The organism is Enterobacter cloacae complex sp. SHL022 (assembly GCF_049237785.1).
Taxonomy (GTDB): Bacteria; Pseudomonadota; Gammaproteobacteria; order Enterobacterales; family Enterobacteriaceae; genus Enterobacter; species Enterobacter hormaechei_C.
Genome location: NZ_JBMKJH010000003.1, coordinates 13,048 through 36,437 on the forward strand (window position 1 = coordinate 13,048; position 23,390 = coordinate 36,437).

A 23,390-nucleotide genomic window follows, 5' to 3' on the forward strand; every position below is an offset into this window, starting at 1 on the left:
TGAAAAACATCAGATAAGCATAGTTAAGGTAAACGGCAGGTATAAAAAAAGCCGCAACAATGTGCGGCTTTTAGGATAATTGTGAGGCTTACGCGTAACCGTAGGTCATCAGACGCTGATAACGACGGTTGAGCAGATCTTCTGTGCTCAGCACGTCCAGGTCCGCCAGGTCTGCCAGCAGCTGCGCTTTCAGGGAAGCAGCCATCACTTCCGGCTTACGATGCGCGCCACCCAGCGGTTCAGGGATAACGGTGTCGATCAGCTTCAGCTCTTTCAGACGTGGGGCAATGATGCCCATCGCTTCAGCAGCCAGCGGCGCTTTATCGGCACTTTTCCACAGGATGGAGGCACAGCCTTCCGGAGAGATAACGGAATAGGTACTGTACTGTAGCATATTCACTTTATCGCCCACGCCAATTGCCAGCGCACCGCCGGACCCACCTTCACCGATAACGGTACAGATGACCGGCACTTTCAGGCGAGACATCTCACGCAGGTTGCGTGCGATGGCTTCAGACTGACCACGCTCTTCGGCGCCAACCCCCGGGTAAGCACCCGGCGTGTCGATGAAGGTGATGATTGGCATATTGAAACGCTCAGCCATCTCCATCAGACGCAGGGCCTTACGGTAGCCTTCTGGAGCTGGCATACCGAAGTTACGACGGATTTTCTCTTTGGTTTCACGGCCTTTCTGATGACCAATGATCATCACCGGACGTCCATCCAGACGCGCGATACCGCCGACGATAGCTTTATCGTCAGCGTATGCGCGGTCGCCTGCCAGTTCGTCAAATTCGTCAAACGCCAGGCGGACATAATCCAGGGTGTACGGACGCTGTGGATGTCGCGCCAGCTGGGCGATCTGCCATGCGCCGAGATCGGCAAAGATTTTGCGCGTCAGTTCTACGCTTTTTTCGCGCAGACGATGCACTTCTTCGTCGATGTTAATATCCAGTTTTTCATCCTGACGGCTCACGGCTGTCAGAGAATCGATTTTCGCTTCCAGCTCTGCAATCGGCTGTTCGAAATCAAGGAAATTCAGACTCATAGTATTCCTGTATTAGTCAAACTCCAGTTCCACCTGCTCCGAACCAATGAGGCCACGGAGATCGTTCAGTAAACGATCGCTCGGAGAGACACGCCACGTTGCACCAAAGCGCAACCGCGCGCGTGCATCCGCCCTCTGATAGTAGAGATGTACTGGAATGGTCCCCGAGCGGTGGGGTTCCAGAGACTGACGGAGTCGGTTTAAAAGCTGGTCATCAATTTGCCTGTCCGTCAGCGAGATAGCAAGCCCGCGAGCATATTTTTCCCGGGCTTCGTCAATGTCCATCACTTCGCGGGCGGTCATTTTAAGCCCCCCGCTGAAGTCATCAAAGCTGACCTGTCCGCTGACGATAAGTATGCGGTCTTTTTCCAGCAATTGCTGGTATTTATCCAGCGCGTCGGTGAACAACATCACCTCCAGACGCCCGGAACGGTCATCCAGGGTACAGATGCCGATACGATTGCCGCGCTTGGTGACCATTACCCTTGCAGCAATCACGAGCCCCGCAGCCGTGGTGATTTTACCACGTTCTGTCGGATGCATGTCTTTAAGCCTGTGGCCGCCGACATAGCGCTCAATTTCTTTAAGATACTGGTTGATCGGGTGCCCCGTCAGGTACAGACCTAACGTTTCCCGCTCTCCATCCAGCACTACCTGTTCTGGCCACGGCTGGCAGTTGGAATAGGACTGCTCGATCTGCTCTGGCTCTTCCGCCAGCACGCCGAACATATCCGCCTGGCCAATGGCTTCCGCTTTCGCATGCTGATCGGCCGCCTTCAGCGCATCGCCGAGCGAGTTCATCAGCGCGGCGCGGTGTGGCCCCAGACGGTCAAACGCGCCGGACATGATCAGTTTTTCCAGCACGCGGCGGTTCAGTTTTTTGGTATCGGTACGGGCGCACAGATCGAACAGCTCACGGAAGTAGCCGCCGTTGTTACGCGCTTCAATGATCGCCTCGATCGGACCCTCACCCACGCCCTTGATCGCGCCGATCCCATAGACGATTTCCCCGTCATCGTTAACGTGAAAATGATACAGGCCCGAGTTAATATCCGGCGGCAGGATCTTCAGCCCCATGCGCCAGCACTCGTCCACCAGGCCAACCACCTTCTCGGTGTTGTCCATATCGGCAGTCATTACCGCTGCCATAAACTCAGCGGGATAGTGAGCTTTCAGCCACAGCGTCTGATACGAAACCAAAGCATAGGCGGCGGAGTGAGATTTGTTAAATCCGTACCCGGCGAATTTCTCCACCAGGTCGAAGATTTTCATCGCCAGTTCGCCATCGATGCCGTTTTTCTTCGCTCCATCTTCAAAGATGGAGCGCTGCTTGGCCATCTCTTCCGGCTTTTTCTTACCCATCGCACGACGCAGCATGTCTGCGCCGCCAAGGGTATAACCCGAAAGTACCTGGGCGATCTGCATCACCTGTTCCTGATACAGGATGATGCCATAGGTTGGCTCCAGTACCGGTTTCAGGCTTTCATGCTGCCACTGAACGTCCGGGTAGGAAATTTCTTCGCGCCCGTGCTTACGGTCGATAAAGTTATCCACCATCCCCGACTGCAACGGCCCCGGACGGAACAGGGCCACCAGCGCGATCATATCTTCGAAGCAGTCGGGTTGCAGACGCTTAATCAAATCTTTCATGCCGCGGGATTCAAGCTGGAAGACGGCTGTCGTCTCCGAGCGTTGCAGCATGTCGAAACTTTTCTTGTCATCAAGCGGGATAGCCGCGATATCCAGCGGCGGTTCGCCGTTCTTCTCGCGACGGGCGTTAATCATCTCCAGCGCCCAGTTGATGATGGTCAGCGTACGCAGGCCGAGGAAGTCGAACTTCACCAGCCCGGCGTATTCTACGTCGTTCTTGTCGAACTGGGTGACCGGATGCTGGCCCGCTTCGTCGCAGTACAGCGGCGCGAAGTCGGTGATTTTGGTCGGGGCGATAACCACGCCCCCCGCATGCTTACCGGCGTTACGCGTGACGCCTTCCAGCTTGCGCGCCATGTCGATCAGCGCTTTCACCTCTTCGTCGGCTTCGTAGATTTCCGGCAGCTGAGGTTCGGCTTCAAAGGCTTTCGCCAGGGTCATGCCCGGATCGGGCGGGACCAGCTTAGAGATACGATCGACAAAACCGTACGGGTGGCCCAGAACGCGGCCCACGTCGCGGATAACCGCTTTCGCCGCCATCGTCCCGAAGGTAATGATCTGTGAAACCGCATCACGACCGTACATATCGGCCACGTGCTCAATCACCTGGTCGCGTTTTTCCATGCAGAAGTCGACGTCAAAGTCGGGCATGGAGACACGTTCCGGGTTGAGGAAACGTTCGAACAGCAGGTCGAATTCCAGCGGATCGAGGTCGGTGATTTTCAGTGCGTACGCCACCAGCGAGCCGGCACCGGAACCACGGCCCGGGCCTACCGGCACGCCGTTATCCTTCGACCACTGGATGAACTCCATCACGATCAGGAAGTAGCCAGGGAACCCCATCTGGTTGATCACCTGGAGTTCAATATCCAGGCGCTCGTCATATTCAGGACGCTTCTCTTTACGGACCGCTTCATCCGGGAAAAGGAATTCCAGACGCTCTTCCAGACCCTCTTTCGATTTCATGACCAGGAAATCTTCGGTGGTCATGTCGCCCGTCGGGAACTGCGGCAGGAAGTATTCGCCGAGACGCACGGTGACGTTACAGCGCTTGGCAATCTCTACGCTGTTTTCCAGCGCTTCCGGGATGTCCGAGAAAAGCTCACACATCTCCTCTTCGCTGCGCATGTACTGCTGCGATGAGTAGTTGCGCGGGCGTTTCGGATCGTCGAGGGTGAAGCCGTCGTGGATAGCGACGCGAATTTCATGCGCGTCAAAATCGCCCGCCTCAAGGAAGCGCACATCGTTGGTGGCCACTACAGGCAGGCCACGCGCTTCCGCCAGGGCGACGGCCGCATGCAGATAGCTCTCTTCGTCCGCACGCCCGGTACGGATCAGCTCCAGGTAATAGCGATCCGGGAAATACTCTTCGTAGAACGAGACGCACTGATCCACCAGCGCGTTGTTACCGCGCAGCAGACATTTGCCGACATCCCCCATACGACCACCGGAGATCAGCAGCAAACCTTCGTTCAGCTCTGCCAGCCAGTCGCGGTCAATCCATGGGCCCAGTGCGCCGTAGCCGCGCTGGTAGGCTTTTGAGATCAGCAGAGTGAGGTTCTGATAGCCCGTGTTATTCATGGCTAACACGGAAATTTGCGTCATCTCATCGCCGAGCAGGTCGCTCTGCACATGAAAATCCGCACCGACGATGGGCTTTAATCCTGCGCCATGCGCCGTTCCGTAGAACTTCACCAGGCCACACAGGTTGGTAAAATCGGTGATCGCCAGCGCAGGCATGCCAAGCGAGGCCGCCTTTTTTACCAGCGGCCCGGTCTTTGCCAGCCCATCGATCATGGAGTAGTCGCTATGCACCCGCAGGTGTACGAAACGTGGTTCAGCCATCTTCAAATCCCGCGTTACTTAATTGCTTGCGTCTTGATTCAGGACACCAGTCCCAGCGCGCGTTTCACCGGGCCAAAGCTGCGCCGATGATGTTCAGTTGCGCCATGTTCAGCCAGCTTTTCCAGATGGAAAGCCGTTGGATATCCCTTGTGTTGGGCGAAACCATACGCGGGATAAGTGAGGTCCAGCGCGGCCATTTCAGCATCGCGCGTCACTTTGGCAATGATTGACGCCGCACTGATTTCTGCGACGCGGCTATCGCCTTTAACAACAGCCATGGAAGGCATCGGCAGCGCCGGGCAACGGTTACCGTCGATCAGTACATACTCAGGCACAATCTTCAGGCCCGCAACGGCACGCTGCATCGCCAGCATGGTAGCGTGCAGAATGTTTAGATCGTCAATCTCATGCGGTTCTGCGCGCCCGAGACTCCAGGCCAGCGCTTTCTCTTTAATTTCATCGAACAGCGCTAAACGACGCTTTTCGCTCAGTTTTTTCGAGTCGTTCAGGCCAACGATCGGGCGGGCTGGATCGAGGATCACCGCCGCGGTCACAACGGCACCCACTAACGGGCCACGACCGACTTCATCCACACCGGCAACGAGGTGGGTATGGGGATAAATAAATTCCATCATTGTGCTAACTCCAGCACCGCATCGGCCGCCTGCTCATCAGCATTACAGCGGATCAGTTGATGCAGTTCACGGAAGGTATCATGCATCTGGTGGCTGGTTTTACCGTTGGCCAGCAGCGGCAGCAGCGCATCTGCCAGCGCCTGCGGCTGACATTCATCCTGCAAGAGCTCTTTCACCAGCTCGCGACCCGCAAGCAGGTTTGGCAGAGATACGTAATCTGTTTTTACCAGACGTTTTGCCAGCCAGAAGGTAAACGGCTTCATGCGATAACCGACCACCATTGGGCATTTTGCCAGCATACACTCCAGCGCAGCCGTGCCGGAAGCCAGCAGTGCGGCATCGCTCGCAAACATAGCTTGCCGCCCTTTTCCGTCCAGCAAGCGGACGTGAAGATCCGGGGCGACGTCGGCTTTGATACGCTCAAACTGCTCCCGGCGTTTGGCATTCACCAGCGGCACGACCACTTCAAGATCGGGGTAAGTCTTGCGAAGAATTTGCGCCGTTTTCAGGAAATCGGCACTGAGCATTTCAACTTCCGCACCCCGGCTTCCTGGCAGCAGCGCCAGACAATGCACATCATGCGGGATGCCCAGTTCGTCACGCGCCGCGTTTTTATCCGGATCCAGTGGCATGGCATCCGCCATGGTATGACCGATAAAACGGCACGGGACATTAAATCTGTCGTAAAACGCTTTTTCGAAAGGCAGAAAAGCCAGCACCAGATTGGTGGACCGTCCGATTTTGAAAACGCGTTTCTGTCGCCACGCCCACACGGATGGGCTGACGTAATGGATCGTTTTGATCCCCTGCTTTTTCAGGTTCCCTTCAAGGGTAATATTGAAATCAGGCGCATCAATGCCGACAAATACATCGGGCTTGAGGTCGGTAAAGCGGCGGGTAAGGTCGGCGCGGATATGCAGCAGGCGACGCAAGCGGCCCAGCACCTCGACGATGCCCATCACAGCCAGCTCTTCCATTTCATACCAGGCTTCGCAGCCTTCGGCCTGCATTAGCGGCCCAGCCACGCCCACAAAGCGGGCATTGGGTACACGGGCTTTAAGCGCGCGGATAAGACCTGCACCAAGAATATCGCCGGAGGTTTCTCCGGCGACCAGGGCGATGGTAAGCGGACGACTGTCGACCATTAACGAATCAGACCACGGGTTGAACGTTCAAAGAATTCCATGAACGTTTTCACTTCAGGGTGCTTATTCGCCAGCTCGGCAATTTCCGGCTTAGCCTCTTCCAGCGTTTTACCGCTACGGTACAGCAATTTGTACGCGTTGCGGATCGCGGTAATCGCTTCGCGGCTGAAGCCACGACGCTTGAGACCTTCAATGTTCACGCCAAACGGCGTGGCATGGTTGCCCTGCGCAATCACAAACGGTGGGACGTCCTGCGCCACACCGGAGCATCCGCCGACCATCACGTGTGCACCAATGATGCAGAACTGATGGACTGCGGTCATGCCGCCAATAATGGCGAAATCATCGACCGATACGTGTCCCGCCAGCGTTGCGTTGTTGGCGAGAATACAGCGGCTCCCCACGGTACAGTCGTGCGCAATGTGCGCATTAACCATAAACAGGTTGTCGCTGCCCACCTTCGTCAATCCACCGCCTTGCGTTGTACCACGATGAATGGTGACGCTTTCGCGAATGCGGTTACGATCGCCGATTTCCACGCGGGTCGGTTCGCCAGCATACTTGAGATCCTGGTTAACTTCGCCGATGGAGGCGAACTGATAGATCTCATTGTTGCAGCCAATGGTGGTATGACCATTCACGACAACGTGAGATTTCAGTACTGTACCCTCACCAATTTCGACATGGGGTCCAACAATACAAAACGGGCCGATGTGGACATTGGCACCAATGATGGCACCCGTTTCCACAATGGCGGTAGGATGAATAAAGGCGGATTTATCAATCACGTATCAGGCCTCCCGGCTACGCGCACACATCATTGTCGCTTCGCAAACAACTTTGCCGTCAACCATAGCTACGCCTTTGAAGCGAGTCAGGCCGCGACGCGTTTTTTCAAAAGTGACTTCCATGATCATTTGATCACCAGGCACGACCGGACGCTTGAAGCGCGCTTCATCGATACCCGCGAAGTAATAGAGTTCACCCGGTTCCAGTTTACCTACGCTTTTAAACGCCAGAATACCGGTAGCCTGTGCCATCGCTTCCAGGATCAATACCCCCGGGAAGATAGGCTTACCAGGGAAGTGCCCCTGGAAGAACGGCTCGTTAACGGAGACATTTTTCACTGCGCGCAGAAAACGACCTTCTTCAAAATCCAGCACACGGTCTACCAGTAAAAACGGATAGCGGTGCGGCAGAAGTTCTAAAATCTCTTCAATATGCAGAGTATGAGTGTCAGTAGTCAAAATACTCTTCCTGTCAAATGTACTAAGTAGCAATAATAACACGGCCTGCCGGTTTATAAACAAAGCCGACAGGCCGGGAAATTTAGCGTTAAACGGATGAACGCTTAGTCTTGTTGATCGATTTTGCGCTCAATCGCTTTGAGTCGCTTGCTCATATCATCAATATTCATCACCAGTGCAGCTGTTTTACGCCAGACCTTGTTCGGTTGCAGCGGAATACCGGAGGAATAAACGCCAGGCTCAGTGATTGGACGCATCACCATGCCCATCCCCGTCACCGTGACTTTGTCGCATATTTCCATATGGCCATTGATCACGCTGGCACCGCCAATCATGCAGTAACGGCCAATTTTCAGGCTGCCTGCCATGATAACACCACCCGCCACTGCGGTATTGTCGCCAATCACAACGTTATGTGCAATCTGGCACTGGTTGTCTATGATAACACCGTTACCAATAATGGTGTCGTCAAGCGCACCGCGGTCGATGGTGGTGCAAGCGCCGATCTCCACACGATCGCCGATAATCACGCGACCCAGCTGAGGGATCTTAACCCAGTTACCCCGATCGTTAGCGTAACCAAATCCGTCAGAACCAATCACCGTGCTGGACTGTACGAGACAATTCTCGCCAACCTCAACCTCATGGTAGACAGAGACATTGGCCCACAGACGAGTCCCTGCGCCAATTTTCGTATTTTTTCCAACAAAGCAGCCTGGGCCAATCACCACGTTATCACCCAGCACGACGCCGGATTCGATAACGGCGTTTGCGCCGACTGATACGTTGTTACCCAGCTGAGCCGTCGGATCAATCGCAGCACTGGCTGCAATGTTCTGTGCCGGCTGCGGCGTGGTATCAAGAATTTGGGCCATGCGCGCATAGGTCAGGTAGGGATTTTTCACTACCAGTGCAGCGCTAGTGGCAAACGGAAGATCGTCCTGCGTCAGAACAACGGCAGACGCCTGGCACTGGGCCAGGTGTTCACGGTACTTAGGGCTTACCATGAAGGTAATAGTGCCTGCTTTAGCAGATTGCATGGACGCAACAGCGGTGATGACGATATCGCCATCACCGTGTAATTCTGCATCCAACTGCTGAGCTAAATCAGCCAGTCGAATTGAAGGCATTACTTATTTAACCTGTTTCAGAACATCAGCGGTGATGTCTTTAACATCGCTGCTGTTGAATGCAACGGCGTTCGAATCAACAACCAGATCGATGCTCTGATCGGCTGCGACTGCTTTAACGGCAGACTGAATACGCGTCACCAGTTTGCCACGCTCTTCGTTAGAACGACGCTGACGATCCTGCTCGAAAGCCTGTGCTTTCTGAGAGAAGGTCTGGCGCTGAGACATGACATCTTTTTCCAGTTTGCTGCGCTCGCTCGCTTTCATGGTAGAACCATCACGCTGAAGACGCTGCATCTTGGACTGAAGATCACCTTCCATACGTTGCAGTTCGCTCGCACGGCCTTTGAATTCGTTTTCCAGCGTTGCAGAAACACCGGTTTTCTGTGCAACCTGCTGGAACAAATTACCCATGTTGACGATTGCAATTTTATCCGCTGCCTGAGCAGAAGTTGCCATCGCTAAACCGAGACCTGCAGCTAATAACCACTTTTTCACAATTAACTCCTTACCATCCCATTGGCACCCGAGGGGTACCGTTCTTTGCGTGGCAAGGCGATCGTTTTACCGATCGCCGGTTGTCAGCGCTACACTGCCAACGCATTCCATTGCAGCGGATTATTACCAGGTTTTACCAATGTTAAACTGGAACTGCTCCGCTTTGTCTCCATCGTATTTCTTAAACGGCTGGGCGTAAGAGAAGACCAACGGCCCCAGCGGTGACATCCATTGTAATGCGATACCTGCGGACATGCGAATGTTGCTCGGATCGCTGTAGTCCGGGACCCCCGCCGCACGCATCTGGGCGGTGTTCTCCCAGTTGGTGTCCCACACTGTACCTGCATCCATAAAGAAGGAGGTGCGGACAGAGTTTGCGTACTTGTCGCTGATAAACGGCGTAGGCGTGATGAACTCGAGGCTCGCCACGGCCATAGCGTTACCACCTACTGCGTCATCAGAGCTACATACTTGCTTAGGATCACGGCTTGCGCAGTTATCTTCGTCATTACCGCCGTAATAAACCGCTTTCGGACCAATGTTATTGGACTGGAAGCCACGCACGGTGCTTGAACCACCGGCGTAGAAGTTTTCATAGAACGGCAGTTCTTTGCTTCCAATACCGTCACCATAACCCCAACGGGTACGACCCAGAACAACCCACTTGTGATCTTCATCAATTGGGAAGTAGGACGCCGTATCCAGCGTGACCTTGTAGAACTCGTTATCCGAGCCCGGGATAGTCACTTTACCGTTCAGGTTGACACGTGAACCTTCCGTCGGGAAGTAGCCACGGTCAAGACGGTTGTAGGTCCAACCGTAGTTGAAGGTGAAGTCATCCGCGGCGAAACCGTTGTCATCGCTGGACGTACTCGCCGACTGACCGATGGAGTCCAGGTAACGCCACATCGCCACCTGCGGTTGCATGTTGGACAGGTCGTTATGCACGTACCCTAAACCTGCGCGCAGGGTGTTGTATTCGTTAACCGGGAAGCCGAGCGTACCATCCAGACCGTAACTCTTGTTGGTATACGAGGAGAGGTCCGCGTCATCCGCTTTAAAGTCGTTATAGAAGATACGACCGCCCAGGCTTACACCGTCAACGGTGAAGTATGGGTTGGTAACAGAGAACTCAGAGTAGGTCTGGTAGTCGTTTTTCGTCCCGTTGATACCGACAGAGTAGCCCGTACCCAGCCAGTTATCCTGCTGAACACCGACCTGGAAGCTCACGCCACTTTCAGTACCGTAACCAATACCAAAGTTGAAGCTACCGGTATTACGTTCTTTAACTTTATAAACAACATCAACCTGATCCGGACGACCTGGTACACGCTGAGTATCGGTATCGACCGTTTCGAAATAGCCCAGACGGTTCAGACGCTCTTTACCCTGGTCTACCAGATCGCTTCCCAGCCATGCCCCTTCCATCTGGCGCATTTCACGGCGCAGAACGGAGTCTTTAGAGGTATCGTTACCTTCGAAGCGGATCTTACGCACATAGAAACGGTTGCCCGCATCAACGTTAACGTGCAGCTTAACGGTTTTATCCGTGTCGTTAATTTCCGGCTGCGTTTGCACACGCGGATACGCATAACCATAACGGCCGAGCAGCTTCTTAATGCTGTCTTCCATTTTGGTGACTTTAGATCCGCTGTACAGATCGCCCGGCTGAATTTTGGTCAGAGATTCAATTTCAGCTGAATGTCCTGCCAGGTTGCCGCTGACTTCAACACCTGAAAGCGTGTACTTATCGCCTTCAGTGATGTTAACGGTAATGTAGATACCTTTCTTGTCCGGAGTCAGACTCACCTGAGTTGAATCGATGTTGAAACGGGCGTAACCGCGATCCAGATAGTAGCTGCGCAGGGTTTCAAGGTCACCCGCCAGTTTCTGTTTCTGGTATTTACGATCGCCCACCACGTTCCACCACGGCACTTCGTCACGCAGCTGGAAGTTGGAGATCAGTTCGTCGGTGCTGAACGCGTGGTTACCCACGATGTTGATCTGCTGGATCTTCGCAGAAACACCTTCCTGGAAGACCAGTTTCAGGTCGACACGGTTACGTGGCAGCGGTGTAACAACCGCTTTAACGCTCGCGCTGTATTTACCGACGCTGTAATAGAAATCTTCCAGACCTTTTTCAATGTCTGCAAGGGTTGTGCGGTCCAGAGATTCCCCCACACGAACACCCGATGCCTCAAGGTTCTGCTTGAGCATGTCATCTTTCACCGACTTGTTGCCGGAGAAAGTGATGCTGGCAATCGTTGGACGTTCTTTTACCTGAACCACCAGCGTATCACCATCGCGCAGGACACGGACGTCCTCAAAGTTGCCAGTGGCAAACAGAGCACGGATGGTGTTACTGATATCTTCATCATTAACCGTATCGCCGGGGCGCACAGGCATACTGAGGAGGGCCGCACCAACGGCGACACGCTGAAGGCCTTCGAAATGAATATCTTTCACTACGAACCCGTCAGCACCGTATACGGTCGCGCTGCTAAACAGCAGCGACGCTATGAGCAACTTTTTCATCGCCATCGTTATTATGCGTTCTTCCTAACTAACTCTCTTACAACCGAGAGAAATCATTGAAAAGTGCAAGCCCCATTAACAGCACCAGCAAAATCGAGCCAATGCGATAACTAAAGTCTTGAACTCGCTCGGATACCGGTCCGCCTTTTAGCTTTTCAATCGCTAAAAACAGCAAATGGCCCCCATCTAGTACGGGAAGCGGGAACAGGTTGATTATCCCCAGGTTCACGCTAATCAGCGCAAGGAACATGAGATAGTAAATCACCCCGAACTCCGCTGACATCCCAGCCCCCTGAGCAATCGAAATTGGCCCACTGAGGTTGTTCAGTTTCACATCACCGGTTATCAATTTCCCCAACATGTTGACCGTAAGCTTCATCAGCTGCCATGTTTTATCCGTGGCCTCAACGATGGCGCTAAACGGCCCATACTGGCGTATTGTCTTGTACTCATCTGGCAGTGGGATCACTTTCGGCACAACGCCGGCAAACCCTTCCGCCTTACCGCCGCCCGATTTGGTATCCGGGGTGAGAGTCAGTGAGAGCGAACTCCCCTGCCTTTCCACTTCCAGCGCGAGCGGCTTGCCTGGATTATCGCGCACCAGAGTAACAAAGGTCATCCATTGTGTTAATGGCTGACCATCGACTTTAACGATCCTGTCACCCGCTTGTAAACCTGCTTTACTCGCTGCCGATTTGGCCTGTACTTCGGCTAATACCGGCTCGATCTGCGCGCCGCGCGGTCGAATCCCGAGTGCGGCGACAGGGTCCTCTTTGTCTGGCTCAAAGCGCCAGTGGCGTAAATCCAGCACTTTTTCCTGCCGCTGGTCGGAACCAAATGGCGATACGCTGACGGTTGTCTGCTCATCACCGATTTTGGCAACCAGTTGTAACCTCACGGCATCCCAATCAGGGGTTTCGATACCATCAATCGCTTTAAGTTCCATTCCCGGTGTAATTTGCGCCGTTGCCGCAATAGAACCCGTGGTGATTTCGCCCACGACCGGGCGCACGCCAGGCACGCCGATGATAAACACCAGCCAGTAGGCGAAGATAGCGAAGATGAAATTGGCTACCGGGCCGGCAGCGATGATGGAAGCACGTTGTCCAACAGTTTTATTGTTAAACGCGCGATGGCGAAGTTCCGGGGCGACAGGCTCAACGCGTTCGTCGAGCATTTTGACATAGCCGCCCAGGGGAATCAGAGCAATGACAAACTCGGTGCCATGCTTATCGGTACGCTTCCAGAGCGATTTGCCAAAGCCAATCGAGAATCGCTCCACCCGCACACCACAGCGCCGGGCAACCCAGAAATGGCCAAATTCATGCACGGTAATCAGTACACCCAGTGCAACAATGAACGCCGCCAGATTCCAGAGAATGCTCAGCATAAAACCTTCCGTTATATCGTCCCAAACACCAGTAAAAGCAGGCAAGCAAATACAGGAACAGCCGCGGTAAGGCTGTCAATGCGATCCAGTATTCCGCCATGTCCTGGAATCAGGTGACCACTGTCCTTAATCCCTGCTTCACGCTTAAACATACTCTCGGTTAAATCACCCAGCACCGATGCCAGCGCCGCGAAAATCGAACATACCAGCAGCGTGGAGGGGGCAACCTCAAGATTCGCCCAGACCCCATAGCCCCAGGAGATAATTGCTGCCGTAAACAGGCCGCCAATGAAGCCTTGCCAGGTTTTGCCCGGAGAAACCTTTGGCGCCAGTTTATGTTTGCCGAACAGTTTACCAAACATATAGGCCCCGGAGTCAGCCCCCCAGACGAGAATCATCACATAAAGCAGCCATATCGCGCCGCTGTAGTGGTTTTCGTCATAGTGCCAGGCGCGCAGCGCAACCATCCCCCAGAAAAAGGGAACAATCGTGAGCAGACCAAAAATAAGGCGCAACACTTTAGAGTTACGCCAGATCGCCGCAGAGCCTGGATAGAAAAGCACTAAAACAAGCGCAGCAATCCACCAGGCCAGCGATATCCATAAGGATCCGGCAACCAGCGGCTGGTGAACATCGTGATGATATTCAGGCAAGGTATACAGCATCAGGGCCAGTAAAAAACCACAGAGTACCGCCAGCCATACCCGCTGAGTGCGCGAGGTAAAGCCGCTAAGCTGCCCCCATTCCCACGCGGCGAGCATACACACCACCAGCGTAACAATAGCGAATCCCACCGGAGGCAGTAAAAACAGCGCTGCGATGACGACGGGTATTAATACAAAAGCGGAAATCAGGCGATACTTCAGCAAAAGCTACCCCCATCAGGCGTTATCGCCACCAGGCTCGGTGCCGCCGAAACGACGCTCTCGATTGGCAAAGGCATGCAGCGCACCTTCAAAGTCTTGTTCATCAAAATCTGGCCAAAGAACATCCGTAAAGTAAAGTTCGGCGTAGGCAATTTGCCACAGCAAAAAGTTACTAATGCGATGCTCCCCCCCTGTCCTTATAACCAAATCCACGGGTGCCAGTTCATTCATGCAGATTTGCTGACTCAGCGCCTCTTCATCAATCTGGTCGGGTCTTAACAGCCCTTCCTGAACCTGCTCAGCCAGATGCCGAACCCCCTGGATAATATCCCAGCGTCCGCCGTAATTCGCCGCGATATTGAGCGTCAGGCCGGTATTATTTTCCGTCAGCGCTTCTGCTTTGCGAATCCGTTCCTGCAAACGTGAGTTAAAACGACTGGTTTCGCCAATAATACGCAAGCGGACGTTGTGGCGGTGCAGGCTTTTTACTTCGCTATCGAGCGCCCACACGAACAGTTCCATCAACGCAGTCACTTCCTGCGCAGGTCGATTCCAGTTCTCACTGCTAAAAGCATAGAGCGTTAACGCATCAATGCCGTTATTGGCGGCAAAAGAAACGGCGCGGCGAACAGATTTCGCCCCAGCTTTATGCCCAAAGGCTCGTATCTTCCCTTGTCTTTTCGCCCAGCGGCCATTGCCATCCATGATGATTGCAACATGGCGACAGCCATGTGCTGGCAAGTTTTCGCTTATTGGTTGATTCGCAGACAACATAACGCGTTTTTAGTCCCTGAAAGGATTTAACGGTACACAGGAATACTGAAGCCTATACATAAAAAAGCCGTGTCAAACCACGGCTTACCTGACCACTTAAAGCCAAATACCTGCGATCAGGTGGCGCAGACTATATCACTGAAGCCCAACGCTAACAAATAGCACGACGACTAGTGCTTGCTTTATCACCAGCTTGCGAGACGTGTCACCTGTTTACGCGCAACAATGCGTGCCTGTTCATCCACGGCCAGCACCTCTTCCACGCTCTGCGGCTCACGCAAATCCATCATCTCCAGCACGGATAAATTCAACGCGGCGATATCAGTGAAGCGGATCTGCTGATTCAGGAATGCTTCAACGGTCACTTCATTGGCCGCATTAAGCGCCGTTGTCGCCGCCTGCCCCTGATCGAAGGCCGTCATCGCCAGTTTCAGACAGGGATAACGGTCGTAATCAGGCTCGCTAAACGTCAGTGAACTCAGCTTGCAAAAATCGAGAGGCTTAACGCCCGATTTTACGCGGTTTGGCCACGCCATTGTATGAGCAATTGGCGTACGCATATCCGGTTCGCCCAGCTGGGCCAGCACGCTGCCGTCCTGATAGCGCACCATCGAGTGAATCACCGACTGCGGGTGGATCAGCACTTCCATCTGTTTCGCCGACGCATTGAACAGCCAGCGAGCTTCAATGTATTCCAGACCTTTGTTCATCATGGTGGCCGAATCGACGGAGATCTTACGCCCCATTGACCAGTTCGGATGACGACATGCCTGATCCGGCGTCATTGCGCTCAATTCAGACAGTGGCGTTTCACGGAACGGGCCACCAGACCCGGTAAGCAGAATCGACACAACGCCATTCTGCTCCAGGTCAGCGTACCCCAGGTTTTGTTGAAAAGGTTGGGGTAAACTCTGAAAAATGGCGTTGTGCTCGCTATCGACCGGCAAAAGACGTGCCCCACGCTGTTTTACCGCGTCCATAAAGAGGCGTCCGCAGGTGACCAGCGACTCTTTGTTCGCAAGCAGGACATCTTTTCCCGCATCGATCGCGGCAAGCGTCGGCAGAAGACCCGCCGCCCCGACGATTGCCGCCATAACCTGATCGACTTCATCAAGCGCGGCCATATCGCACGCCGCCTGTTGCCCGCTGAGCACCTCGGTACGGCAGCCCTTCTCCTGCAACAGCGCTTTTACCTGGCGGGCGCTCTCTTCATCATCCATCACCGCAAAACGGGGGGTAAACTCCAGGCACTGTTCGACCATTCGCTGCACGTTTTTTCCGGCCACAAGCGCGGCTACGGTGTAGCTGTCAGGATTATGACGTACAACGTCGAGAGTGCTGCAACCGATAGAGCCGGTCGAGCCGAGGAGAGTGAGATGCTTCATGAGATGCCCAAAAGTTAGACCAGATAAAAGCAAAACGCCGCCAGCAAGACTCAATGTCCTTCTGAACGGCGTTTATCAGTGTACAGCGAAAATCAGAACTGCATCAGTTCCGCTTCTTTTTCTGCCAGCGCCGCATCAATTTTCTTGATCGCCGCGTCGGTCATTTTCTGAATGTCGTCCTGAGAACGACGATCGTCGTCTTCGCTGATCTCTTTTTCTTTCAGCAGGGCTTTCACTTTATCGTTCGCATCGCGACGCACGTTACGTACGGAAACGCGACCCTGCTCAGCTTCACCGCGAACCACTTTGATCAGGTCTTTACGACGCTCTTCCGTCAGCGGAGGCAGTGGAACGCGAATATCCGCGCCCGCTGAGCTTGGGTTCAGACCCAGGTCAGATGCCATGATCGCTTTTTCAACGGCCGGGCTCATTGAGCGATCGAACACGTTGATTTTCAGGGTACGGGTATCTTCTACCGTCACGCTCGCCAGCTGACGCAGTGGCGTAGGCGTACCGTAGTATTCTACGATGATGCCATCCAGCAGGCTTGGGGAAGCTCGGCCAGTACGGATTTTGCTGATTTGGTTTTTGAACGCTTCTACGCATTTGTCCATGCGTACTTCAGCATCTTTTCTGATGTCGTTAATCACGTTACGGATCCTTGAAAACTTGTCTCAGGCAGACTATCCGCCAGCACAGCGCTACAGGTGTGCTAAGTATAGTCGCGTTTAATTCATGACAACGCCAAAGGCGCGCCCGGGTAAGATACCACGTCGAAATAAAGCGGAATCTTACCTGTATTTATCGCCGACGGAAATTATTCCGTGATCAAAGTGCCTTCTTTTTCGCCCATAACAACGCGACGCAGCGCGCCAGGCTTGTTCATATTGAAGACACGGATCGGCAGTTTGTGGTCACGAGCCAGCGTAAAGGCGGCAAGATCCATCACTTTTAGCTCTTTTTCCAGCACTTCGCTGTAGCTCAGCTGATCGTACATGGTCGCTGAAGGATCTTTTGCCGGGTCGGCAGTAAACACGCCATCTACTTTGGTCGCTTTCAGCACCACATCGGCTTCGATTTCGATACCGCGCAGGCAGGCTGCGGAATCGGTGGTAAAGAACGGGTTACCCGTACCGGCGGAGAGGATCACCACGCGGTTGTTGCGCAGCAGGCTGATGGCCTCTGCCCAGCTGTAGTTATCGCATACGCCATTCAAAGGAATAGCGGACATCAGGCGAGCGTTCACATAGGCGCGATGAAGCGCATCACGCATCGCCAGGCCATTCATCACGGTTGCCAGCATACCCATGTGGTCGCCCACTACGCGGTTCATCCCCGCTTTCGCCAGACCAGCACCACGGAAAAGGTTGCCACCGCCAATGACCACGCCAACCTGAATACCCAGTTCGACCAGTTCTTTGATTTCCTGTGCCATGCGATCAAGGATGCTTGCGTCAATACCGAAGCCTTCCGATCCTTGCAGCGCTTCGCCACTCAGCTTAAGCAGAATGCGTTTGTACACGGGTTTTGCATTGGTAGCCATGTTTCTTTCCTGAGACTGTCAACGATTAAGATGGGGTTAATTCTGGCGACATGATATGTCGCAAATCAGCACAGCGATACTGGAGCCTGTCTGATTTCGTGAGACGGGTGACAAAAAGAAGCCGCCCTCAGGCGGCTCCTTTTCAATCATTAAGACTGCTTGGACATTGCAGCAACTTCTGCTGCGAAGTCAGTCTCAACTTTCTCGATGCCTTCGCCCACTTCGAAGCGGATGAAGCCAGTTACATCAGCGTTGTGCTCTTTCAGCAGCTGAGCAACAGACTTGCTTGGATCCATTACGAAAGGCTGGCCAGTCAGAGAAACTTCGCCGGTGAATTTCTTCATGCGGCCTTCAACCATTTTCTCTGCGATTTCTTTTGGCTTACCAGACTGCATCGCGATGTCCAGCTGAACCTGGTACTCTTTCTCTACCACTTCAGCAGACACGTCTTCTGGCTTAACGAATTCTGGTTTGCTTGCAGCGATGTGCATTGCCAGCTGTTTAACCAGCTCTTCGTCAGCGCCTTTAGCCGCAACCAGAACACCGATACGCGCGCCGTGCTGGTAAGAGCCCAGAACGTCACCTTCCAGGGAAGCAACGCGACGGATGTTGATGTTCTCACCGATTTTAGCAACCAGCGCAACACGCTCTTCTTCGAACTGTGCTTTCAGAACTTCAACGTCAGTGATTTTGCCTGCAACCGCTGCGTCCAGAACTTTGTTAGCAAATGCCTGGAAACCAGCATCTTTAGCAACGAAGTCAGTCTGGCAGTTAACTTCCAGAATGATGCCGTAGTTGCCGTCGATTTTAGTGATGATCACGCCGTCAGCAGCAACGTTGCCTGCTTTCTTAGCTGCTTTGATCGCACCGGATTTACGCATGTTTTCGATTGCCAGCTCGATGTCGCCGTTCGCTTCGGTCAGCGCTTTTTTGCAATCCATCATGCCTGCGCCAGTACGCTCACGCAGCTCTTTTACCAGGGATGCGGTAATTTCAGCCATTCTTAAATCCTCGGGAGATGTGAACTGCCCGGCCGGGAGCCAAACAGTATAAATTGAAAAAAGGGGCCGATAATGGGCCCCTATTCATACACGGTACTAATAAGGGGTAAAACCTTATTATTCAGCTTCTACGAAGCTTTCTTCCGCCTGAGAAGCCAGATCCTGGGAACGGCCTTCACGAACGGTAGCAGCTACAGCGCTCAGGTACAGGCTAACAGCACGGATTGCGTCGTCGTTACCCGGGATAACGAAGTCAACACCGTCCGGATCGGAGTTGGTATCAACGATAGCGAATACCGGGATACCCAGGTTGTTAGCTTCTTTGATTGCGATGTGCTCGTGGTCTGCATCGATTACGAACAGCGCGTCTGGCAGGCCGCCCATATCTTTGATACCGCCCAGGCTGTTTTCCAGCTTGTCCAGTTCACGAGTGCGCATCAGCGCTTCTTTCTTAGTCAGCTTATCGAAAGTACCGTCCTGAGACTGGGTTTCCAGATCTTTCAGGCGCTTGATGGACTGACGAACAGTTTTCCAGTTGGTCAGCATGCCGCCCAACCAGCGATGGTTCACGAAGAACTGGTCGCAGCTGTTAGCAGCATCTTTCACAGCTTCGCTTGCAGCGCGCTTAGTACCAACGAACAGAATCTTACCTTTACGGGAAGAGATCTTGTTCAGCTCAGCCAGGGCTTCGTTGAACATTGGTACAGTCTTCTCAAGGTTGATGATGTGAACTTTGTTACGTGCGCCGAAGATGAAAGGCTTCATTTTCGGGTTCCAGTAACGGGTCTGGTGACCGAAGTGAACACCAGCCTTGAGCATGTCGCGCATGGAAACAGTTGCCATGTTTAAAACCTCTATATTGAAAGTTGGGGTTATGCCTCCACGTATCCCATATTACCGACCCCGAAGGGCACCCCGGAATATGTGCCGATACGTGTGTGTTGTTACACAAAGTGAGATTTGTCGCTCCCGTCCAGCCTGTGTATCTGAGATGGATCGGAAGTCCGGCGCGCTTTATATCACAAAACACGGCCAGAAACCAATAATTGTTGGCGGAGTGTGCTGTTAATGATTCTCAATTTGGCACGGGGTGCGCCTGACTGATACCATTGACAACACTTACACTAGTATTGTCGAAAAAATCGACACCGATGGACAGATTACATGGCTATCTCTATTAAGACACCTGAAGAAATTGAAAAGATGCGCGTTGCCGGTCGTCTGGCCGCGGACGTGCTGGAAATGATTGAGCCGTTTGTGAAACCGGGCGTCAGCACTGGCGAACTGGATCGCATCTGTAACGACTATATCGTCAACGAGCAGCACGCGGTCTCCGCCTGCCTTGGCTATCACGGTTTCCCGAAATCCGTCTGCATCTCTATTAATGAAGTGGTTTGCCACGGCATTCCGGATGACGAGAAGCTGCTGAAAGATGGCGACATCGTCAACATCGACGTGACCGTCATCAAAGACGACTACCACGGCGACACCTCTAAGATGTTCATCGTTGGCAAGCCAACGATTCTGGGCGAGCGTCTGTGCAAAGTAACGCAAGAGAGCCTCTACCTGGCGCTGAAAATGGTGAAGCCGGGCATCCGCCTGCGCACCATCGGCGCCGCAATCCAGAAATTTGTGGAAGCGGAAGGTTTCTCCGTGGTGCGCGAATATTGCGGTCACGGTATTGGTCGTGTGTTCCATGAAGAACCGCAGGTTCTGCACTACGATGCAGACGACGGCGGCGTAGTGCTGCAAAAGGGCATGACCTTCACGATCGAGCCAATGGTCAACGCGGGTGATTACCGCATCCGTACCATGAAAGATGGCTGGACGGTAAAAACCAAAGACAGAAGCTTGTCTGCCCAGTACGAGCATACTATTGTGGTTACAGACAACGGCTGCGAAATTATGACGTTGCGCAAGGATGACACCATCCCGGCGATACTGACGAACATTGAGTGATAAGAAGCCGGCGAATGCCGGCTTTTTTAATGGCGATAGCTTTTTCTTATGGGTGGCGCACGATGAGTAATCTCTTACCCGAACAGTATGCTAACACAGCACTTCCCACCCTCCCCGACCAGCCTGATAACCCGGGCGTCTGGCCACCGCATGAACTGACCTGCGCGCATATCAAAGCCCACATGAAGGTTTTCCATCGCTGGCTGGGAAGCGCATTTGACGCAGGCGTTTCGGCCGAGCAGCTCATTGAAGCGCGCACCGAATTTATCGACCAGCTTCTGCAACGTCTCTGGATCGACTACGGTTTCGGACAGGTGAGCGACGTCGCGCTGGTTGCTGTTGGCGGCTATGGCCGGGGTGAACTGCATCCGCTCTCTGATATCGACCTGCTGATCTTAAGCCGTAAAAAACTGCCGGACGATCGGGCGCAGAAAATCGGTGAACTGTTGACCCTGCTCTGGGACGTAAAGCTGGAAGTGGGCCACAGCGTACGCACGCTGGAAGAGTGTCTGCTGGAAGGGTTATCTGACCTGACCGTCGCCACCAACCTGATTGAAACCCGCCTCCTGATTGGCGACGTGGCGCTGTTCCTCGAACTGCAAAAGCACATCTTTAGCGACGGCTTCTGGCCTTCGGAAAAATTCTTCGCTGCGAAAGTCGAAGAACAAAACCAGCGCCACCAGCGCTATCACGGTACCAGCTATAATCTCGAACCGGATATTAAAAGCAGCCCCGGTGGCCTGCGCGATATCCACACGCTGCAATGGGTCGCCCGTCGCCATTTTGGGGCAACATCGCTGGACGAAATGGTCGGGTTTGGTTTTCTGACCGAAGCCGAACGTAACGAACTCAATGAGTGTCTGCATCTGCTGTGGCGCATCCGTTTTGCCCTGCACCTGGAAGTCACCCGCTACGATAACCGCCTGCTGTTTGACCGACAGCTCAGCGTGGCGCAGCGCCTGAATTACCAGGGCGAGGGCAACGAGCCGGTCGAGCAAATGATGAAGGATTTCTTCCGCGTCACCCGCCGCGTCTCTGAGCTGAACCAGATGCTGTTACAGCTGTTCGATGAGGCGATCCTCGCGCTGACGGCAGACGAAAAACCGCGTCCGATTGATGACGAATTTCAGCTGCGCGGCACGCTGATCGATCTGCGCGACGAAACGCTGTTCATTCGCGAACCGGAAGCGATCCTGCGAATGTTCTATACCATGGTGCGCAACAGCACGATCACCGGGATCTACTCCACTACCCTGCGTCATCTGCGCCATGCACGGCGTCATCTGAAGCAGCCGCTGTGTTACATCCCGGAGGCGCGCTCGTTGTTCCTGAGCATGCTTCGTCATCCGGGCGCCGTCAGCCGCGGACTGCTGCCAATGCACCGTCACAGCGTGCTGTGGGCCTATATGCCTCAGTGGTCGCATATTGTCGGGCAGATGCAGTTCGACCTGTTTCACGCCTATACGGTGGATGAGCACACGATCCGCGTCATGCTGAAGCTGGAAAGTTTCGCTAAAGAAGAGACGCGATCCCGCCATCCGCTGTGCGTTGATCTGTGGCCACGTCTGACACACCCGGAGCTGATCCTGATCGCTGCTCTGTTCCATGATATCGCCAAAGGTCGCGGCGGCGACCACTCCGTACTCGGTGCCCAGGACGTGCTGAAATTTGCCGAGCTGCACGGCCTGAACTCGCGTGAAACGCAGCTTATCGCCTGGCTGGTTCGCCATCATCTGCTGATGTCGGTTACCGCTCAGCGTCGTGATATTCAGGATCCGGAAGTGATCAAGCAGTTCGCCGAGGAAGTGCAAACGGAGAACCGCCTGCGCTACCTGGTCTGCCTGACGGTAGCCGATATCTGCGCCACCAACGAAACCCTGTGGAACAGCTGGAAGCAGAGCCTGCTGCGCGAGCTGTACTTCGCCACCGAAAAACAGCTGCGTCGCGGGATGCAGAATACCCCGGACATGCGCGAGCGTGTGCGCCATCACCAGTTGCAGGCGCTGGCCCTGCTGCGCATGGATAACATCAACGAAGAGGCGCTGCATCAGATTTGGGCGCGCTGTCGCGCCAACTACTTTGTACGCCACAGCCCAAACCAGCTTGCCTGGCACGCCCGGCATCTGCTGAAGCACGACCTGACGAAACCGATGATTCTGCTTAGCCCGCAGGCCACACGCGGCGGGACGGAGATCTTTATCTGGAGCCCGGACCGGCCTTATTTGTTTGCAGCGGTCTGTGCCGAGCTGGACAGGCGTAACCTGAGCGTTCACGACGCGCAGATTTTTACCACCCGCGACGGCATGGCGATGGACACCTTTATTGTGCTGGAGCCGGACGGCAGCCCGCTATCGTCGGACAGGCATGAGGGGATACGCTTTGGCCTTGAGCAGGCGATTACGCAGCGCAGCTGGCAACCTCCGCAGCCGCGCCGTCAGGCGGCAAAACTGCGCCACTTTACCGTCGATACCGAGGTCAATTTCCTGCCGACCCATACCGACCGTAAATCGTTCCTTGAGTTGATTGCGCTCGACCAGCCAGGGCTACTCGCCCGCGTCGGCCAGGTTTTTGCCGATCTGGGAATTTCGCTTCACGGCGCCCGAATTACAACGATTGGCGAACGAGTAGAAGATTTATTTATAATCGCGACGGCCGACCGGCGTGCCCTTAATAATGACCTGCAACTTGAAGTGCAACAACGGTTGACAGCAGCCCTCAATCCAAACGATAAAGGGTGAC

Annotated in this window: 19 protein-coding genes; 2 read left to right on the top strand and 17 right to left on the bottom strand. The window is 54.0% G+C overall.

All coding sequences use genetic code 11. The features are described from left to right. Positions 1-88: 88 nt before the first annotated feature. From accA to rpsB, 17 genes are all read right to left on the bottom strand, one after another. Positions 89-1,048: an acetyl-CoA carboxylase carboxyl transferase subunit alpha gene (gene accA, locus ACOTZD_RS06980; RefSeq protein ID WP_003856154.1), complete on the bottom strand. Its 960-nt coding sequence runs from the start codon at positions 1,046-1,048 to the stop codon at positions 89-91. A 12-nt stretch (positions 1,049-1,060) separates the two neighbouring features. Then, on the bottom strand, positions 1,061-4,543 hold the full coding sequence (gene dnaE / locus ACOTZD_RS06985; RefSeq protein ID WP_003856156.1) for a DNA polymerase III subunit alpha: 3,483 nt from the start codon (positions 4,541-4,543) through the stop codon (positions 1,061-1,063). 38 nt (positions 4,544-4,581) lie between these two features. Then, complete coding sequence (gene rnhB, locus ACOTZD_RS06990) at positions 4,582-5,178, bottom strand: ribonuclease HII (RefSeq protein ID WP_003856158.1); 597 nt, start codon at positions 5,176-5,178, stop codon at positions 4,582-4,584. Beyond that, a complete protein-coding gene (gene lpxB, locus ACOTZD_RS06995) occupies positions 5,175-6,323 on the bottom strand; it encodes a lipid-A-disaccharide synthase (protein ID WP_003856161.1) in 1,149 nt (382 codons plus the stop codon). The genes rnhB and lpxB overlap by 4 nt, the downstream gene beginning before the upstream one ends. Then, positions 6,323-7,111: an acyl-ACP--UDP-N-acetylglucosamine O-acyltransferase gene (gene lpxA / locus ACOTZD_RS07000; RefSeq protein ID WP_003856164.1), complete on the bottom strand. Its 789-nt coding sequence runs from the start codon at positions 7,109-7,111 to the stop codon at positions 6,323-6,325. Before lpxA ends, lpxB begins: the two co-directional genes overlap by 1 nt. A 3-nt stretch (positions 7,112-7,114) precedes the next feature. Then, positions 7,115-7,570: a 3-hydroxyacyl-ACP dehydratase FabZ gene (gene fabZ, locus ACOTZD_RS07005; protein WP_003856165.1), complete on the bottom strand. Its 456-nt coding sequence runs from the start codon at positions 7,568-7,570 to the stop codon at positions 7,115-7,117. 104 nt (positions 7,571-7,674) lie between these two features. Continuing rightward, entirely contained in the window at positions 7,675-8,700 is a 1,026-nt protein-coding gene (lpxD, locus tag ACOTZD_RS07010) for a UDP-3-O-(3-hydroxymyristoyl)glucosamine N-acyltransferase (RefSeq protein ID WP_032608546.1), read from the bottom strand. A 3-nt stretch (positions 8,701-8,703) separates the two neighbouring features. Then, positions 8,704-9,198, bottom strand: coding sequence for a molecular chaperone Skp (gene skp / locus ACOTZD_RS07015; protein WP_003856169.1), 495 nt, complete (start codon positions 9,196-9,198; stop codon positions 8,704-8,706). 123 nt (positions 9,199-9,321) lie between these two features. Beyond that, entirely contained in the window at positions 9,322-11,739 is a 2,418-nt protein-coding gene (gene bamA, locus ACOTZD_RS07020) for an outer membrane protein assembly factor BamA (RefSeq protein ID WP_003856172.1), read from the bottom strand. Positions 11,740-11,770: 31 nt separating this feature from the next. Continuing rightward, on the bottom strand, positions 11,771-13,123 hold the full coding sequence (gene rseP, locus ACOTZD_RS07025) for a sigma E protease regulator RseP (RefSeq protein ID WP_058656374.1): 1,353 nt from the start codon (positions 13,121-13,123) through the stop codon (positions 11,771-11,773). A gap of 11 nt (positions 13,124-13,134) precedes the next feature. After that, positions 13,135-13,992 carry a phosphatidate cytidylyltransferase gene (gene cdsA / locus ACOTZD_RS07030; protein WP_003856175.1) on the bottom strand — a complete coding sequence of 286 codons (858 nt, stop codon included), beginning with the start codon at positions 13,990-13,992 and terminating at the stop codon, positions 13,135-13,137. Between the two features lie 12 nt (positions 13,993-14,004). Next, a complete protein-coding gene (gene ispU, locus ACOTZD_RS07035; RefSeq protein WP_003856176.1) occupies positions 14,005-14,763 on the bottom strand; it encodes a (2E,6E)-farnesyl-diphosphate-specific ditrans,polycis-undecaprenyl-diphosphate synthase in 759 nt (252 codons plus the stop codon). A gap of 185 nt (positions 14,764-14,948) precedes the next feature. Beyond that, positions 14,949-16,148, bottom strand: coding sequence for a 1-deoxy-D-xylulose-5-phosphate reductoisomerase (gene ispC / locus ACOTZD_RS07040; RefSeq protein ID WP_022650418.1), 1,200 nt, complete (start codon positions 16,146-16,148; stop codon positions 14,949-14,951). 92 nt (positions 16,149-16,240) lie between these two features. Further along, entirely contained in the window at positions 16,241-16,798 is a 558-nt protein-coding gene (gene frr, locus ACOTZD_RS07045; protein ID WP_003856180.1) for a ribosome recycling factor, read from the bottom strand. Positions 16,799-16,965: 167 nt separating this feature from the next. Then, a complete protein-coding gene (gene pyrH, locus ACOTZD_RS07050; protein WP_003856194.1) occupies positions 16,966-17,691 on the bottom strand; it encodes a UMP kinase in 726 nt (241 codons plus the stop codon). 149 nt (positions 17,692-17,840) lie between these two features. Continuing rightward, positions 17,841-18,692 (bottom strand): translation elongation factor Ts, encoded by an 852-nt coding sequence (tsf, locus tag ACOTZD_RS07055; RefSeq protein ID WP_003856196.1) that lies wholly within the window; start codon positions 18,690-18,692, stop codon positions 17,841-17,843. Between the two features lie 117 nt (positions 18,693-18,809). Further along, positions 18,810-19,535, bottom strand: a complete 726-nt coding sequence (rpsB, locus tag ACOTZD_RS07060) for a 30S ribosomal protein S2 (RefSeq protein ID WP_003856207.1) — start codon at positions 19,533-19,535, stop codon at positions 18,810-18,812. A 321-nt stretch (positions 19,536-19,856) separates the two neighbouring features. On the opposite strand from rpsB, the gene map reads away from it, so the two are divergent. Further along, complete coding sequence (gene map, locus ACOTZD_RS07065; RefSeq protein ID WP_003856208.1) at positions 19,857-20,651, top strand: type I methionyl aminopeptidase; 795 nt, start codon at positions 19,857-19,859, stop codon at positions 20,649-20,651. Positions 20,652-20,713: 62 nt separating this feature from the next. Continuing rightward, entirely contained in the window at positions 20,714-23,389 is a 2,676-nt protein-coding gene (glnD, locus tag ACOTZD_RS07070; RefSeq protein WP_421636262.1) for a bifunctional uridylyltransferase/uridylyl-removing protein GlnD, read from the top strand. The last annotated feature ends 1 nt before the right edge of the window (position 23,390 follow it).

Excerpts from the sequence above, each read along its gene's own strand:
- rnhB (WP_003856158.1), bottom strand. The coding sequence starts at position 5,178 with ATGATGGAATTTATTTATCCCCATACCCACCTCGTTGCCGGTGTGGAT.
- pyrH (WP_003856194.1), bottom strand. The coding sequence starts at position 17,691 with ATGGCTACCAATGCAAAACCCGTGTACAAACGCATTCTGCTTAAGCTG.
- accA (WP_003856154.1), bottom strand. The coding sequence starts at position 1,048 with ATGAGTCTGAATTTCCTTGATTTCGAACAGCCGATTGCAGAGCTGGAA.
- lpxD (WP_032608546.1), bottom strand. The coding sequence starts at position 8,700 with ATGCCTTCAATTCGACTGGCTGATTTAGCTCAGCAGTTGGATGCAGAA.
- ispC (WP_022650418.1), bottom strand. The coding sequence starts at position 16,148 with ATGAAGCATCTCACTCTCCTCGGCTCGACCGGCTCTATCGGTTGCAGC.
- bamA (WP_003856172.1), bottom strand. The coding sequence starts at position 11,739 with ATGGCGATGAAAAAGTTGCTCATAGCGTCGCTGCTGTTTAGCAGCGCG.
- glnD (WP_421636262.1), top strand. The coding sequence starts at position 20,714 with ATGAGTAATCTCTTACCCGAACAGTATGCTAACACAGCACTTCCCACC.
- rseP (WP_058656374.1), bottom strand. The coding sequence starts at position 13,123 with ATGCTGAGCATTCTCTGGAATCTGGCGGCGTTCATTGTTGCACTGGGT.
- lpxB (WP_003856161.1), bottom strand. The coding sequence starts at position 6,323 with ATGGTCGACAGTCGTCCGCTTACCATCGCCCTGGTCGCCGGAGAAACC.
- tsf (WP_003856196.1), bottom strand. The coding sequence starts at position 18,692 with ATGGCTGAAATTACCGCATCCCTGGTAAAAGAGCTGCGTGAGCGTACT.
- rpsB (WP_003856207.1), bottom strand. The coding sequence starts at position 19,535 with ATGGCAACTGTTTCCATGCGCGACATGCTCAAGGCTGGTGTTCACTTC.
- dnaE (WP_003856156.1), bottom strand. The coding sequence starts at position 4,543 with ATGGCTGAACCACGTTTCGTACACCTGCGGGTGCATAGCGACTACTCC.
- ispU (WP_003856176.1), bottom strand. The coding sequence starts at position 14,763 with ATGTTGTCTGCGAATCAACCAATAAGCGAAAACTTGCCAGCACATGGC.
- map (WP_003856208.1), top strand. The coding sequence starts at position 19,857 with ATGGCTATCTCTATTAAGACACCTGAAGAAATTGAAAAGATGCGCGTT.